12 protein-coding genes are annotated in these 15,222 nt (G+C 68.9%); 5 read left to right on the top strand and 7 right to left on the bottom strand.

Annotated elements, in window-relative coordinates; all coding sequences use genetic code 11:
* The first annotated feature begins 6 nt into the window (after nt 1–6).
* From ACFY9E_RS04460 to ACFY9E_RS04440, 5 genes are all read left to right on the top strand, one after another.
* A complete protein-coding gene (locus tag ACFY9E_RS04460) occupies nt 7–1,236 on the top strand; it encodes an ATP-grasp domain-containing protein (RefSeq protein ID WP_388325652.1) in 1,230 nt (409 codons plus the stop codon).
* Nucleotides 1,233–2,105: a DUF317 domain-containing protein gene (locus tag ACFY9E_RS04455; RefSeq protein ID WP_390979220.1), complete on the top strand. Its 873-nt coding sequence runs from the start codon at nt 1,233–1,235 to the stop codon at nt 2,103–2,105. Before ACFY9E_RS04460 ends, ACFY9E_RS04455 begins: the two co-directional genes overlap by 4 nt.
* 29 nt (nt 2,106–2,134) lie before the next feature.
* Entirely contained in the window at nt 2,135–2,623 is a 489-nt protein-coding gene (locus ACFY9E_RS04450; protein WP_388325655.1) for a hypothetical protein, read from the top strand.
* A gap of 33 nt (nt 2,624–2,656) precedes the next feature.
* The gene (locus ACFY9E_RS04445; RefSeq protein ID WP_390979218.1) at nt 2,657–3,676 is read left to right on the top strand and encodes a SpaA isopeptide-forming pilin-related protein; all 1,020 of its coding nucleotides are present in this window, start codon (nt 2,657–2,659) and stop codon (nt 3,674–3,676) included.
* 323 nt (nt 3,677–3,999) lie between these two features.
* A complete protein-coding gene (locus tag ACFY9E_RS04440) occupies nt 4,000–4,359 on the top strand; it encodes a hypothetical protein (RefSeq protein ID WP_390979216.1) in 360 nt (119 codons plus the stop codon).
* Here the strand turns inward: ACFY9E_RS04440 and ACFY9E_RS04435 are convergent.
* From ACFY9E_RS04435 to ACFY9E_RS04405, 7 genes are all read right to left on the bottom strand, one after another.
* Complete coding sequence (locus ACFY9E_RS04435) at nt 4,356–5,879, bottom strand: gamma-glutamyltransferase (RefSeq protein ID WP_388325662.1); 1,524 nt, start codon at nt 5,877–5,879, stop codon at nt 4,356–4,358. The two genes, ACFY9E_RS04440 and ACFY9E_RS04435, sit on opposite strands and share 4 nt — an antisense overlap.
* Nucleotides 5,880–6,147: 268 nt before the next feature.
* A complete protein-coding gene (locus ACFY9E_RS04430; protein WP_388325665.1) occupies nt 6,148–6,330 on the bottom strand; it encodes a hypothetical protein in 183 nt (60 codons plus the stop codon).
* A complete protein-coding gene (locus ACFY9E_RS04425) occupies nt 6,327–7,169 on the bottom strand; it encodes a hypothetical protein (protein WP_388325669.1) in 843 nt (280 codons plus the stop codon). Before ACFY9E_RS04425 ends, ACFY9E_RS04430 begins: the two co-directional genes overlap by 4 nt.
* An 850-nt stretch (nt 7,170–8,019) precedes the next feature.
* Nucleotides 8,020–10,539 (bottom strand): hypothetical protein, encoded by a 2,520-nt coding sequence (locus ACFY9E_RS04420; RefSeq protein ID WP_390979213.1) that lies wholly within the window; start codon nt 10,537–10,539, stop codon nt 8,020–8,022.
* 772 nt (nt 10,540–11,311) lie between these two features.
* A complete protein-coding gene (locus tag ACFY9E_RS04415; protein WP_185015068.1) occupies nt 11,312–12,172 on the bottom strand; it encodes an abortive infection family protein in 861 nt (286 codons plus the stop codon).
* Nucleotides 12,173–12,358: 186 nt separating this feature from the next.
* Entirely contained in the window at nt 12,359–12,577 is a 219-nt protein-coding gene (locus ACFY9E_RS04410) for a hypothetical protein (RefSeq protein WP_390979211.1), read from the bottom strand.
* A gap of 54 nt (nt 12,578–12,631) precedes the next feature.
* Complete coding sequence (locus ACFY9E_RS04405) at nt 12,632–14,974, bottom strand: SpoIIE family protein phosphatase (RefSeq protein ID WP_390979209.1); 2,343 nt, start codon at nt 14,972–14,974, stop codon at nt 12,632–12,634.
* Between the last annotated feature and the right edge of the window lie 248 nt (nt 14,975–15,222).

Raw genomic sequence — 15,222 nt, 5'->3', positions numbered from 1 at the left:
CCCTTCTTGTCCGCTCGTCCTCTCGTGCTCGTCGTTTCTCCCGGCGACGAGACCTACCGCGGTTACTGCCTGGAGCAGGTGGCCGCCGCGTACGACGTCGTCCTGCTCACCGGCACCGAGCCGTCGTGGGAGAAGCCGTTCATCGTCGACCACACCGTGGTCGATCTGAGCGACCCCGCAGCGCTGCTCGCCGGCGGCCGGGCGCTGGCCGAGCACCATGACCTTGCCGGCGTGGTCACCTGGGACGAGTGGCACCTCGTCCCCACCGCCCGTCTCGCCCGCGCGCTCGGTCTGTCCTCGACGTCCGTCGAGGTGATGCGGGCCTGCCGCAACAAGGCAACCGCCCGCACCCTGTTCGCCCGCCATGGCGTTCCCTCGGCCGCCTCGATGAGGGCGCGGACTCTACTGGAGGCCGGCCTGGCGACGATGACCCTCGGCCTGCCGGCGGTCATCAAGCCCGCGGCCTTCGCGGGCAGCATCGGCGTGATCCGCGTCGACCGGCCCGAAGAACTGCCCGCCGCGTTCGCGTTCGCCTCGGCCGGTGCGAGCCGCAGTCGCGACGACACCGGCGTCCTGGTCGAGGAATACCTCGACGGGCCGGAATTCTCGGTCGAATGCGTCACCCACCGCGGAGCGACCACGGCGGTCGCCGTGACCCGCAAGCACCTGGGCCCCGCGCCGTACTTCGACGAGGCCGGGCACACCGTCGATGCCGCCGACCCGCTCCTGGCCCAGGTCGCCCCGGCCGCTGCTGCTGCGGTCAAGGCCCTGGGGATCACCGACGGTGTGCAGCACGTCGAGCTGCGCCTGGTGGACGGTCGGCCGCGGTTGATCGAGGTCAATGCCAGGATCGGCGGCGACATGATCGGCCACCTTGTCCGTCTGGCCACCGGCATCGACCTGCCCCGGGCCGCCGCCGACCTCGCCTGCGGCCGAGCGCCGGACCTCACCCCGACCCGCAGCGGAGCCGCGGGCATCCGCATGCTCTACCCGGATACCTCCGGCACCCTGACCGCCCGGCACATCAACCAGCCCTTCGCCGCCCACACCCCCTGGCTGCGCCAGGTGCAGTGGATCCGCGAGATCGGCGACCAGCTCGTCCTGCCGCCCGACGGCGACCTGTTCACCGCCCGGGCCGGGTTCTACATCGTCACCGGCCGCACCACCGCCGAGGTCACCGAACGCCTCGACACCGCCGCCGACGAGATCACCGTTACCACGAGGGCAGACCGATGAACCCACAGCCCGATTCGCACCACGAGATCGACGGCGACGTCTACGTCTCCCCGCGCCACCTCGCCTCCACCACCGGAACCGGCGACCCCGCCCTCGCCCCGTTGCTCGACCTCGGCTGGGACCTGCGGTACGACGAGGACTCCAACGTGTACGTGACAGCTCCCGACCGGCGCGTGCGCCTGGGCTACCTGCCCGAAGGCGAGGACGACGGGCTCTGGCGCATCAACGCCTACAAGGACTCCTTCGGACCGCCGGCGTGGGGCGTCTGCTTCAACGACCGCGTTCCCACCGAGTTTGTCCAGGCGTTCACCACCATGCTGGCCACGGCGTACGAGCAGGGACCGAACGCCTACCTCGCCCGGCCGATCTCCGGCATCGACGAGCACGATCCCTTCCTCGCCGTCGTCCCGCTTCTGAAGCAGGGCTGGGAGATCGACCGTCCGCGCTGGGGCGTCTTCGCGGTCCAGGCTCCGGACGGCCTCGCCGGCATGGAGTTCACCACCGGCGACCTCGATCCGGAAACCGAACTGACCACGCGCGACGCGCGCTGGCAGCTGTGGGCGGGCAAGTCCATCGACCGGCCCGTCTGGTACGCCACTGCCAGCACCGACACCCCGGTCGCCCTGCTCACCGCCGTCACCGAGTGCGTCGCCGATCCGGCTCCCCTGCCCCGGTGGCGCGAGGTGACCTCCAGCTACATCAAGGGGATGGCCCAGCTCACCCCGATCCTCCCACCGGGCCCGCCGACTCCCACTCCGCTCGACGTGCAGCGGGCCGTCTCCTCCCGCCGTCCGGCTGCGCTGCCCGTGGCCAGCGTCCCGCGCTGGAGCACCACCAGCCGACCGGCCCTGCCCGGCCCGCGCCTGTAGGACCAGCCAGACCTCGACCGGAGCCTCTCTTGTCCCTGCAAGCCGCCGAGTTCTTCGCCGAGCTGTGCCTTCCCTTCCACGACCACACCGTTGTTGGCAACACCTACTTCGCTGTCCCGATCCCCGATGAACCGCTGCGGATGCGGATCGACTTCACCCGCACCATCCACGCGGACACCTACGGAGGGCTGCGTGTCGCCGTCGTTCACCCGGCACGCGGCGAGATCGACGCGGTGGCGCTCAGCTTCGTGGACCACGGGACCTTCCACCGCCGCGATGAAGCCACCAATACCCGGCCGAACACCAAGCAGTACGGCACCTTCGACACCTATCACCGCCCCGGCCGCACGCCGTGGGACGGGGCCGTCACCACCGGGCTGCGCGACGCCATCGAGCAGTACACCGCCGTCTGGTTCCCCGGCGCCTGGGCCGCGTCCAGGCCCAGGCGCGCGGCTGGCCGTACCCCGCGCAGCACTCCCACCCAGCCGGCTACCCCAGTCGTCGGCCGCACCCGCTGACCTCCCCCGACCGATCAAGGAGTCCTCTTCCCCGTGCACGCATGTCTCGTCCGATCCGCTGCTGCCGTCGCCGTCGCGGCCGGAACCCTGAGCTGGGCGCCAGCCGCGAGTGCCGAGCCCTCCGAACCGACCCCCTCGGCCTCCGCCGCTCCCGTCGCGACACCGGCTTCGGACGCGGGCAGCGTCGAGATCACTACGAAGGACACGGCCGGAGACGTCTTGCCCGGCGCCGCGTTCCTGCTGCTCGACTCCGCCGGCCAGGAAGCCGCACGCGGACAGAGCGACGCCCAGGGGAGGCTGACCTTCCCCGACCTCGCGCCGGGCGTCTACCGGCTCAAGCAGACGGCTTCCGGCAGCCCGCTCCACGAGGTTGTCAGCGATCAGGACGTCATTGTCACCCCGGGCGCGACCACACGGCTGACGATCACCGACCCGTTCAAGGCCGCAAAGGTCCTCCTGCAGGCCAAGGACGACAAGACCGGAAAGCTCCTGCCCGGCGCGACCGTGAACATCGGCACCGGCACCTCCACGCTGCTCACCCTGACTACCGGCACCAAGGGCGCCGCCTCCGGAGAACTGCCCGTGTCGAGCCGCAGGACGCAGTTCTGGGTCAAGGAGATCAAGGCTCCTGCCGGCTACGACCTCTACAAGCCGACGAAGACGTTTACCGCAGGTCCCGGCGCCCCGGTGACGGTGACCGTCACCAACGCCAAGACGGCCACCGACCCGAAGCCTGACCCCTCGAGCCAGCCGACGCACAGGCCCACCGACTCCCCGTCCAGCCCGGGCAAGCCGAACAGCGGTACCCCAGGTGCCACGCCCTCCGCCTCGGGCAGCGACACGCCGGAGCCCGACTCCTCACCCGTCGCCGCGACCTCGGTCAAGGACTCCGCGCCGAAAACGCCGACGGGCTCCCTCGCCCACACCGGAGCCGACGCCACACCGTGGCTGATCGGTGGCGCGGCCGTGCTGATCGCAGCAGGCGGAGGCGCTCTCCTCCTTGCACGCCGCAGCCGCACGGACAGCCCCACCGACGACTCCACCGAGAGCTGACCCGCACTCCCCCCTCCACGACGCAGAGCCCCCGGATTCCACCGCCTGGAATCCGGGGGCTCTGTCGTCCACGAACGCGCGCGGACCTCGATACGCTGCCGCAGTGATCGACCCCTCTTCGCTCCCCGGCGATCCCTCCGAGCTGCACCTGCGCATCTCCTACGACGACGAACTCTGGGACACACCGCCGACCGACACGCTGGGACGTTGCCGTCCTGCACCGCTGACGCACCCGCGCCGCGGGGCACGAACTGGTCGGCCCCAGCGGGTACGCGGCCCCCGACGCCCGGCCCCGCGCGGTCGAGGACGTCCCCGTCGGGTCCATGACGTTCTACCGGGTGCACCTCGACCGAGGCCGCAATGCCTTCTGGGCCATGGAGGAGGAGTCCGAAGAACTGTACGAGACCGCCCGGGTCCTTCTCGACCCCGAGACGGGCTCCTTCACCGACGAAGTCAGTGAAGGACTGGAGTACGTCGGCTCAGCGCTGCTCGTCATGGATCGAGTGAGCGCTGGATCCCCCATGGTGGGGCACGGCCTGGCGGCCGTACTCGCGTGTGAGGCGATCCCCCGGCTTATGGCTGGCTGCCGCTCCATCGCCTGCTCGCCAGGCATTATCGACCTCAGCAGCCGCCGGCTGACGGACAAGGCCGACTCGCGACGGTCGTCGCGCGCGGAAAGCTAGGCGCGTGCGGGGGGCAGGTCGTAGCGGCTGACGGCCACGTAGGTTTCCGGCGTCGCTGCTTCGAGGAGGCTCTCGTCGCCCTCCAGGTCGAGCTCCGGCTCCTGGGGACGACGGAGAAGGTCGCTCCAGTCGCTCGCTGCACCTCGCTCGTAGGCGTCGCGGAGTAGGGGGCGCAGCCGTGGGCGGGCTTCTTCTTGCTGTTCGCGGAAGATGCGCCGCTGGGTGAGTCGCTGTTCTTCCTGGGCTTCGTCGCTGAGGTCCAGGTCGGCGGGCGGCTGGTCCTCGGCGCGCAGTCCCGGGGTGCGCCGGGCGATGGCGAGGTCCTCCTCGTGGAGGCGCTCACAGGCGGCGAACAGCTTCCGGGACATGCCGAGGTGGACCTCCGTGCCGGGGATGCGGCAGCTCAGGAAATCGTCAAGGCCCACGGAACGGATTCCGACGCGCAAGGCGTGCTGTTCTGTGCCGGTCGCTGCTCTGCGGGCGTCGGCCCGCATGGCGAGAGTAAGGCTGTCGTCTTCCAGGGGCGTGGTCAGCCCGGAGCGCCGGCGGCGGGAAGCGCGGTCGGCGGCAACGGGTACGGTGCGCAGCTGCGAGGCGGGAGCCGAACGCAGTGCCAGGTAGGCCAGCATCTGGGCGCGGGCGGCACCGATGAGCGCGTCGTCGCTGTCGCCGAGGCGATCCTCCAGGTTGCCCAGGCCCGCTGCCTCGTCGTCGGCATCGGATCCGGCAGGGGCGAGCGGCGCCTGGCCGGGGTGCAGGTCGTGGTCGATCGTGAGGAAGAGGTCATCGTCAGGCCGTACGGACGCCCCGACCAGGATGGTGCGGTGCCCGTACGCGCCGAGGGCCTTGCTGCCGGCCGCCAGCTGCGCCCACCCCTCGCGGAGTCTCCTGAGTCCCACGTCGCCGCCCTTGGCCTCGATCAGCCAGTAAAGCTCCTCCGTCTCGTGGAGCCCCCACAGGTCGGGCAGCTTCTTCTTCGGATCCTTGAACGTGTCATACAGAGCAGGGACGGGTCCGCCGAGTTCGAGGTGCTCGGTCTGGCCGAGGCCCAGCAGCGAGCGGCAGGCCCACTCGGTCATCGTCATGCCCAGCCGGTAGCCGGCGGCATTCTTCGCGCTGCGCTCGGTGCCGTGCGCGTAGACCGGATTCCAGGTCAGGCGCCGCCCCTTGGCCCCCGGCACGGGATGCCGGGGCGTCACGGGGTGTGCGCCGAGGTAGGCGTACAGCGGGGAGACGCGGGCGACGAGTTCCCCGTGGGCGTAGCGCGGCTGGTTCTGCAGGTGCGGGGTGACGTCGCGGCCGACTTCGGTGGCGGCCTTGATGATCTCCCGCCACGTGGTGGTCGGCGCGTACCAGCCGTCGGCGGCCGGGAATCCGTCCGATCCGGTCCATGCCTTGTGCTTGGCCGTCCGCCACTGCCGCCGGGGCTTCTTATCGGGCCCGTTACGGAATAGGACTGGTATGTCGAAACTGTCGGCGTACGTCAGCGGCGGCTCGTCGGGGACGTGTGCGGGGATCATGCGGATCACTCTGGCACGGCCCCAGACCTCTCCCGGCCCCGGGTGCCGAGCCGTCTGCGGGGCCGTGACGGGGGTGATCCGGCTGTCGACGAGACTGTCCGTTGACATCAAAGTTTGTCGACAGCAACGCCCTGGCCTGCGACGACTGGATTGCATGACAAGCCGTCGGATGCGCCCTTCCCTGATCAGGTGTGTGGCGAGGAGCCGAGTAGGGAGTGCGAAACTGGCGCCAGAAACCCGCCACGGGGTGACCTTTAGGTCTTGAGACTCATGGCCCGACCGCCTGGCCCGGGCCGTCCTGTCGGGGTATTTGCTGGGTGTCGACGTTGCGGTCGCCGTCGTCGACGTGGCGGCCACGGAACCTTCGTACGATCAGGGCGCACAGGGACAATGCGCAGGCGGCGGCGAACGAGCCGAGGAACTCCGGCAGCGCGGCGGCGAGGATGGTCATGCTCCGCCTCCTCGAACGACGTGCTCCTGGCGGCGTTTGTACTCGGAGCCCAGGCGCTTGAGCTTGCGCCGCACCCGCTCCCCGTACGCCGTTTCCTGCCCGGCGCTGTCTGCGGTCTCGGCCCAACTGTCCCCAGTGCGGGCCCAGCTGAGTGCGATCTCCGTGTCCGCATGTGGCAGTTGGCTCAGTACAGTGCTGATCCGGTCATCGATGAACGCGTCGTTCAGCAGAACTTCTGGACTCTGTGCGCCGGGGAGCGCGTCGGCCAACGTTAGGCCGTCGCCAACAGGTCGGCTCAATACCGCCGTTCGCTTGCCCTGCACTCGACGTTCCCACAGAGGTTGCAGCCTCTTATGTTCTGTCTTGCGGTGGCGATGCAGCAGGTCGGTGATGAAGGGATCGTGCGTGCATCCGCCCCCCAGCGCCTCGACCCAATCCCCCAGCAGGGCCATCTCCACGGCCTCACGCCAGCTCTCCGGTCGGGCGAGGCTAAGCCAAGTGCGGCTGAAGGCGTCGACGCCTTCAGCGTCGCCCTCGATCGCAGCGTTGCGTGCGACGAGAGCGGCGAGCAGCGCTTCGCGGGTAACGAGGGGCCACGGTACCGCGCCAACGGATGCCAGCTCGATCAGAGCCGTACATAGCACGGAGTCGATGACCCGCAGAGAGTCCGACTTGGGGCAGCGGCATCTGTGGCTGGCCGGGCACTGGTGGCTCTCCATGCTTGCCCGCCACCGCGCAATGTTCGCGATCACGCGCGAAGCGAGGTCGGCAGGAGCGGTAGCGGCTGCTTGAGGGCGGGGCGCGTCCTTGTACTGCGCCTCAAAAAGCTGGTGGTCCATTGTCGCCCATGGGTGAAAGGGGTTCCCCGCACTCCAGGACTCAGCCAGCAACTCCGTGTACCGCGCGAGTCCTTCGAGTGACGGCTCAGGCACCGGGAGTTCGACTGCGACCACGACGTGCACCCGTGGGACTCCGTCTTCACCGACGGTTACCTCGCCGTCTTGGGGGGCGCGTGGACGAAGGGCCTGAAGGGCGCTGGCGAACTCGCCGGCGTGCAGAGAGGGATACATGCGGACTCCATGAGGGCTCGTGGAAATGAGGCTTCTCCCTCTGGGCGTTGCTGGAGCCGCATCCGACAATTTTTCTTCAGATCGGCTCTGTGACCCCTGTCACAGGGTCCTGGCGTTCTCGCTCAGACCCGACTGCAAAGTAGGTAGCTCCAGGCCGAACGGGGACGGGGAGAGGCGTTCAAGGTCGCTGACGTATCTGGGCCACACCCGATGGAGAGGGCTCGATCTGCGTCGGTGTACAAGACCTCGGCGTACGGCTCCGCGCTCTGCACCCAGCCGATACAGCCACTTCACAACCCCGGCGTTCGTTTGCCTCCCACGACTAGGTTCACTGGCAAGGAAGCGAGAACGAATGAGTTCGATGTCAATCGCCTCGATTGGATGGCAGCGGACAAAGACCTGCGTCCGAGGTGGGGATCGGGCAGTTTGTCCCGTCTCGCCGAAGGTTGAGCGTGCTCACCGAACTTTGACTGTCTCGGTCGAGTCTGCCCGCTCTCGGCACGTGGCTGAACCAGCCGCATGACCGCCGGTCATGCGGCTGGTGAGAACAGGAGGCGGGTTCCTCAACTGCCTTGAGGAGCCCCCCGGCACATGCCGGTCTCGGGTTCTGCCGCGCCGGTCAGACCTGAAGGATCAGCGCTTCTACCTGTTCGAGCGTCGTCACGCTGGCCTGGGCCGCGGCCCGGACCTTCGTCAGCTTCTCCATCCACTCGATCCGCTGCTCGGCCGGGAGCGCGTCCTCTCCGAGCTGGACTCGCAGGCGGTGCGCCTCTTCGAAATCCGTCATCAGGGTGTGGGCGGAGTCCACGGCCTGCTGGTAGCCGCTCTCGACGAGTTCCACACGCGCGGGCAGCTCCCGGCGCAGCGTGGCGAGCTGGTCGTGCGGGTCGGCTGGCGGAGCGCCGTTCACGGTGGCAGTGGGATCCGTGCTGGTCCCGGCCGTGGTGGAAGTGGTGGTGCTTCCGGGGCTCCCCGGGGTCGGGCGGCCGAGCTCCACGGGGAACGTCTCGTCGAACCAAGCCTTGTCGGCGACGTAGTGGGTGGGCCGGCCCTCGGTGTCAGGAGCGATTACCATCCCCGCGGTGATCGGCGCCCGGCCCTCCACCCAGTGCCGCTCCCCGTAGCAGACCAGAGGCTCACCGCTTTCCGCCTCGGGCGGCTGCGTCGCGTCCGGGTGCTCCAGCACGGCCTTCGCGAACGCGAGGAGGAGTGCCCGGCTGATGTTCGGGGCGCTGGTTGCCGTGTACGCCAGAGTGAGGGCGGCGAGGGCGCTCTTAGGGGTGCGCCGCACACCCTTGCGTCCGTCGCCCGCCTCGCTGCCCTGGCCAGCGGTGATGAACGGCTGCGGGGCGTGGATCAGCGCCGGTGCCATGCGCTGGACGAGGGCGGCCCAGGCGGTCGCGTCGCCGGCCTCTGCCCCGAGGAGGAGCACCTTGAGCGACCGCGGGTCCTGCCCGGCGCCCTTGGCGGTCTCCGGCACGCCGAAGAAGCCGAGGGCGGAGAGGATGTTGCCCCGGTGCAGGAACAGCTGGGCGATGGCGGCGGACCACAGGCGGGTGCGTGCCTCTGCTGTCTTCGCCCTGGTCTGGCTCCACGCCGGCTCCTGCAGCGTGCCCCTGACGATCGGCCAGAAGCGCCCCGTGTCGCGGACGGTGCGTGCGGTCGGCCGCTTCGGGGCCTCGGGCGGGATCTCGGGGAACACGAGCGCGGTGATGGCGCGCACCGCGATGTCGCGGAGCACGGCCGGGGAGACGTCGTCGCCCACGGGCACGAGCGGCACGAGCGGGTCGAGCGGTCCGTTGGCGGTCAGCGCGTCGCGCACCCCGACCAGGTCGAGGAGGTCCGCGCCGCGCGCGTCGGGGAACGCCTCGGCGAGCGCGTCCGCGAGGAGCGATTCCCTGGCGTATGCGTCGACGAGCGTCGCGAACAGGGCGATCAGGCGTGCGTCCTCGTCGTAGGGCTGGATGCCGCGCAGGTGGTCGTTGACGTTCAGCGTCCGCAGGACGTGTTCCAGAGCCGCCGGCTTGGTGCAGCCGATCACGATCTCCGCGGACACCGTGGCGATCTTCCCGGCCCGGACCGACGGGTCGGTCGCCTCCGTCTCCGGCTTAGCGGCGGCCTCGTTGAGCCGGTCGGAGAGCCGGTTCAGGATCTCCCGCTGGCTCAGCAGCAGCAGCTCGGGATTGGCCTTCTTGCCCTTCGGCATGGGCAGGAGGGACTGGGGCATCCCCGTGACCAGGTGTTCCGGACGCACACGGAAGATGTTGAGACGGGCCAGTGCACGGTTGTTCCCGGTCACGGCGGCCAGCCGCCACAGCTTCGACACCGTGCCGTCGGGGCGGGTGATCTGCCACTGCTGCATGACGTTCATGCCCTTGGAGAGCTGACCCGCGTCCACGAGGGACTCGGCCAGGTCGTAGCCGCGGGTCTTGCCGGCACGCTCCAGATTCTCGGCGGCGTACCGCTGCATGTGGACGGCCACCTCGTACGGCTGCTCGGCGAGAGTGAGCGCCGCCTTCGGCTCCCCGTCCTCCTGCGCCGCCCGGACCACAGGACGCGGCCGTCGGCCACCGAGGGCGGTGAGGAGGGCCTGGCGCACGCCTTCGAGTTCCCCCACGCGGCGCTCAGCGTCCTCGTGCTTCTGCGTGGCCGCAGCAAGGGCCTGCGCGGCGTACGTGTCGTCACCGGCCGCGCGGCGGCAGCTCTCCCGCTCCTTCTCAGCGGTCTTCGCGGTCTTCCTGGCTTCGTGCAGCGCCAGCTCGGCGGCGATGAGGTCCTTGACGCGCTGGCTGGCCTCAGCAACGGGCGGCGACCAGCAGCCGACGGTGCGGTCGTTGAGGTCCCACGGGACCACCGCAGCACCATGGACGTCACACATCAGCAGGAGTACCTGCTCGTCCCCGGCCTGCACGAGACGGTAAGCCGAGGGCTTGAGCACCTTCTTGTTGCTCCGGCTGGCGATCAGGCCCTTGATCTCGGTGTCCGGGAGAGCGGTGGCCAGCCCCTCGGTGATCGCCTGCCGGGGAGGCGGTACGACCCCGAGTTCCGCGCAAGTGTTCTCGATGGCGTCCGCGAGATTCCGGCCCCAGGCGTCGGTGCCGATGTGCGGGAAAATGCCATCAGGTCGTTTCGCGACCATGGTGTTGTCCTTCCACCCGGGCCTGCCGGGCCAACACAGAAACTCCCGTCCCTCGGGAGCGTGTCACGCGCCCGAGCGCCGAAGCCTCGTGCCGACGAAGAACGGGCCAACACCCTGCAAAAGGGTGCGGCGGTCCTCGCCCCGTACGGCCCACCTGCCAACGCCCGAAGAACGATCAGCCCCAACAACGCCTCGGTGGCGTCTGGACGTCTCGCAGCTTGCTCCTGCTCCGCCGACGGCGGCATGAGGCGGACGCCGGTGATGAGCCACCGACGTGCACCACGGAATCTGCCACCCGCGCCCGGGCAATGCCGAACTAGTACGGCGGAGTTCCATTAGATCAGGTGAATTAGCAACCAATTGTGCTGCTCGCAGGCCGATTTGAGGTATCGCACGATGACAACAGAGTGGTGTCAGCTGGCGAGCCGGGCGAGGTTCTGACCTGCGGGCCGTCGGTGGTGAGCAACTCCGACCTGCGCGGTACCTCTGGCTCAGTAGGCCCGCAAGGCGGTCAGAGTTCGGTGAGAACGCTCAACCTTCGGTTGTAGGATCTCGCGGCTCGTGGTACCGGTCGTCCTGGCTGACCAGCAGCTCTTACGCTGTCTCAAGTTGATGGCACAGCCGGTCCGTCTCACGGCCGGGGCATTTCCTCAGGGTGTAGTGGGCCCGCCGAGACCGGTGGGCGGGAGGTCCGAGTTGGCGAGCTGAAGTCACGCCCTGCGGGGTGGCGCGATCTGCTCCACCCCGAAACCTGGCCCTCTTCGCGAAGTGATCAGACCTTGGTCTTGCGCCACGGCGCGGCGGGGTCCGAGAGCGTGTCGAGGATCAGCTCGCACCAGGTCACGGCAGCATTGACCGTCAGGCGGGCATGACGCACTCCAAGCCCAGACGGTGCGCTCGCCTGACCGTGACCGCTGCCGAAGCCCTGGTTGCGCAGTTCAGCGACGCCGACTGCTATGTTCACCGAGCCCGAAAGGATTCTCTTCACGGCCTTGCTGCCGTCCGGCCCATCAGGAGCCGAGCCAGCGTCGAGCTTCAGCGCCTTCTGGACCGTGCTGATCAGGGCTGGGAGCGCGGCGTTCCGGTCGACCTCGATGTTCAGCTCCCCAAGAGCGGTCTTCGCCGTTGCCTCGATGAGCTGCTTGGCCGCGCCGATGGCCCCATGGGGATCGGTGGTCAGGTCCCTCCGGATGCGCTCCAACTCGATCGTGATGCCGGAGGCGTCGCTCAGGGTACTGAGGTCGCGGACCAGCACTGGCGGGTTGGACCAGGAGATCCTCCCCTCCTTATCGAGAGTGAAGCCGTCCCGCTCCAAGCGGACCCTGATGTCGTCAAGCCACTTCGGGGTTCCCTGATCGTCCGGGTTCCGGTACGCGCGAATGAAGTCCTCGAAGACGAGGAGTACACGTCGAACCTGGTTCGGATCCGACCAGTCCACGCCCTCCGCGTAGAGCATGAATTCAGTCCGCCGCTGGCCTGAGTCCTGGTACTTCAGCTCATCTGGCGGGATGGGCGCGAACCCGTGGTCCTCCCACAGTTCGGCGACAATCCGGACGGTCAGGTCCGTGGCCAGAGAGCGGAAGGCGTTGCGGGTCGCCGGGCTCACCAGCTCCCGCCGTGCGGTGACGGTCATGGTCTGAAGATAGGAGCAGACCCTGACACCGTCACTGTCTTTTCCCAAGGTGACGTCTGATCCATGCCGCGCCCGTCTGACCAACCCCTCGGGTTGCGGCTGATCGGCCACTGGGTGGCCGTTGGTCGTGAGATTCGGCCACGGAATCTGAGATCCCACACGCGTTGTGGGATCTCGCGGCTCGTGTCATCCGCCGCGTGGCAGCTCGGCGGCCCCGGTGGCGGTCCGCACGCTGCGGTGCTTGAGGTGCTGGACGAGCAGGCTGGTGTTGACCGCGGCGAACGCCTCGTACGTGGCCAGCAGCGCGTCCTGGCCGGTCTCGGCGTCGGTCAGGCAGAGCCGGTTGGAGGCGGTCTTGTCCGGGCTGCACAGCCGGAAGGCGCCGACGGCAGGGTCGCGGATCACGCCTTCATCTTGGCACGGGAGTGGGCCGTCGGGTCCGCACGGTGACGCGCCAGGTCAGCCGGACAGCATGAGCGTGATCTCCGCCCAGATCGTCTTGCCCTCACGGGTGTAGCGGGTTCCCCATCGGTCTGTGCACTGGGCGACGAGGAACAGCCCCCTGCCGCCCTCGTCGTCGTGGGCGGCGCGTCGAAGGTAGGGAGCCGTATGCGCTGCGTCGGTGACTTCGCAGATCAAGGTTCTGTGCTGATCGCGGAGCATCCTGAACGTGATCGGGTCGGTGCCGTATCGGATCGCATTCGTCACGAGTTCGCTCACGACCAGTTCCGTGACGAAAGCGATCTCCTCCAGTCCCCAACGCTCCAGCTGGACCCGCGCGTGTTCCCGCGCGCCCGCCACGGCTGAGGGATCCCGGGCGACGCGCCAACTCGCCTTGTTCTCTGCGGGAAGCGCGTGGACACGGACGAGCAGCAACGTCACATCGTCCTCGGCCGAACCGCGGGCGACCGGAGCGGTGACCATGTCGCACAGGGCCTCGAGATCCAGTGCGGGATCCGCCAGAGCGCGGCGGACACTCGCCATGCCACTATCCATTCCGGCACGCCGGGACTCGATCAACCCATCAGTGTAGAAAGCCAGCACACTCCCTTCGGGAACGCCGACTTCGGCGCACTCGAAGGGCAGACCACCGATTCCGAGCGGTGGTCCCACTGACAGATCCAGCAGATCCGGGGGCTGCCCAGGCATGGCGACGACCGGGGCCGGGTGGCCGGCGCTCGCGACGGTACAGGTACCGGTGACGGGATCGTGGACGGCGTAGAGACAGGTCGCACCGAGTGCCTCGTCCTCCGGAGTTTCACTGCTCGGCCGGTGAATTCCCACCCGGGCCTGGCCCACCAAGTCGTCGAGCCGGGCCAGCAATTCGTCTGGGGCCAGGTCCAGTGCGGCAAGAGCGCGAACCGTAGTGCGCAGTCGTCCCATCGTGGCCGCGGCGTTGAGGCCGTGGCCCACCACGTCCCCCACGACGAAACCGACCCGCGCCCCGGAGAGAGGGATGACGTCGTACCAGTCGCCTCCGACACCGAGCGGACCGGCGGTCGGCACATACCTGTGGGCTACTTCGACAGCCGTGGGTTGCGGCATGACCTGCGGCAGCAGGCTGCGCTGCAGGGTCAGAGCGGTCGTGTGCTCGCGCGCGTAGCGGCGGGCATTGTCGATGCAAACGGCCGCTCGGGACACCAACTCCTTGGCGAGCGTGACCTCCTGAGCGGTGAACGGGTGGCGCGGCACCGTGCGGGTGAAGGCAACCGCGCCGAGGACGATGTCACGGGCGGACAGGGGGAGGACCAGGTGGCGGGGGCCGTCGGTCTCGGCCGAGAGGAGCAGCCCGAGGCTCGGCACAGAGGCGGACGTCACCTGTGCGCTGCGTTCGGCGACGCGTCGTACCGAGGTGCCTCTCTCGCCGTCGGCGGGTGGAGGCTGGTCGCCGGCCACGACCTGTTTCACGAGGTCCACTTCGACGCGGTCCGCGAAGTCGGGAACGGCCACCGACGCGAGGTCCTGCGCTGTGCGCACGACGTCGAGACTGGTGCCGATCCGGCTGGCACGGCCAAGAAGCTCGACGCGCAGTCGTGCCTCGTAGCGGTTCGTGATGTCGAAGGCGGACTCGCACACACCGAGAGGGCTTCCGTCCATGGCGGACAGCCGGAAGTACGAACAGGACCAGATCCGCTGGTGGCTCAGGTCGGCCGGCGTGGGACTGCTGTAGAGCACGTCGAAGACGGGTTCACCGGTGTCGCGCACCTCGGCCATGACGTCCTCCAGGACGCCGGTGTACCCCGGCGAGAGGATCATGCCCTGCGGGAGGAGTTCGGTGCTGTAGCGGCCGATGCACTGGCTGCGCGTCAGGCCCATCTGCTCCTGGAGCACGTCGTTGATCCAGCGCACACGCAGGTCGGGGCCGTAGACGGTGAGCGCGATGGGCGACTGGGTGGACAGCCCTCGCAGCATGGACTGGTCGGTCATCCATCTGTGCGTCTCATCGGCTGTGGCAGCCACAATGACGCTCGCCGCCCCCGTGGTCCGATGGTTCAGGGGGCTGACGCGCAGGACAACGCTGACCGACGTCCCGTCCGCGCGGCGGATCTTACGGGTCTCCGACCAAGGGCAGGGCGATGAGGCGGCCTCGGCGAGCAAGGGGGACGAGTCGGTGTCGGCGACCTGGAGAACTCGGTCGAGCGACCGTCCGAGGACATGTGCGGCAGAGGAACCGAAGAGGATTTCGGCCGTTTGGTCCCATCCGATCACCATCCCCTGTGGGTCGATCACGATGGTCGCTGCCGTCGTCGTGTCGAAGGGGGGTGCCTGACCGGTCTCCAGCGGCGGTCGCAACGTCGTCATGGGAGCTGCTCAGGGAGTGTCCGACTGGGAAAATCCTAGCACTGGCGGTCCTGAGGGAGCGCGGCGCGGCAGAGGGCCCGGCCCCGGTAGTGGGAGGGCCGGGCTCGCTTGCCGGCAGCCTGAGACCAGTTGTCCGACCGTTTTGGTGCAGGTTCACGCCGGTCTTTCGTAGGATCGGTGAGCCCGATGACTCCGGGCATGACAGTGGGCTTGTCCCCGCTCGATGGCTCGAAAGTCACCCGGAACCA

It is taken from the genome of Streptomyces sp. NPDC012466 (genome assembly GCF_042955215.1).
Taxonomy (GTDB): Bacteria; Actinomycetota; Actinomycetes; order Streptomycetales; family Streptomycetaceae; genus Streptomyces.
This window is presented reverse-complemented; position numbering and strand designations above follow the sequence as displayed.

Bases quoted from the DNA above. Each gene is read 5' to 3' on its own strand.
- ACFY9E_RS04455 (WP_390979220.1), top strand. From the start codon at position 1,233: ATGAACCCACAGCCCGATTCGCACCACGAGATCGACGGCGACGTCTAC.
- ACFY9E_RS04440 (WP_390979216.1), top strand. From the start codon at position 4,000: ATGACGTTCTACCGGGTGCACCTCGACCGAGGCCGCAATGCCTTCTGG.
- ACFY9E_RS04435 (WP_388325662.1), bottom strand. From the start codon at position 5,879: ATGATCCCCGCACACGTCCCCGACGAGCCGCCGCTGACGTACGCCGAC.
- ACFY9E_RS04430 (WP_388325665.1), bottom strand. From the start codon at position 6,330: ATGACCATCCTCGCCGCCGCGCTGCCGGAGTTCCTCGGCTCGTTCGCC.
- ACFY9E_RS04425 (WP_388325669.1), bottom strand. From the start codon at position 7,169: ATGGACCACCAGCTTTTTGAGGCGCAGTACAAGGACGCGCCCCGCCCT.
- ACFY9E_RS04420 (WP_390979213.1), bottom strand. From the start codon at position 10,539: ATGGTCGCGAAACGACCTGATGGCATTTTCCCGCACATCGGCACCGAC.
- ACFY9E_RS04415 (WP_185015068.1), bottom strand. From the start codon at position 12,172: ATGACCGTCACCGCACGGCGGGAGCTGGTGAGCCCGGCGACCCGCAAC.
- ACFY9E_RS04405 (WP_390979209.1), bottom strand. From the start codon at position 14,974: ATGACGACGTTGCGACCGCCGCTGGAGACCGGTCAGGCACCCCCCTTC.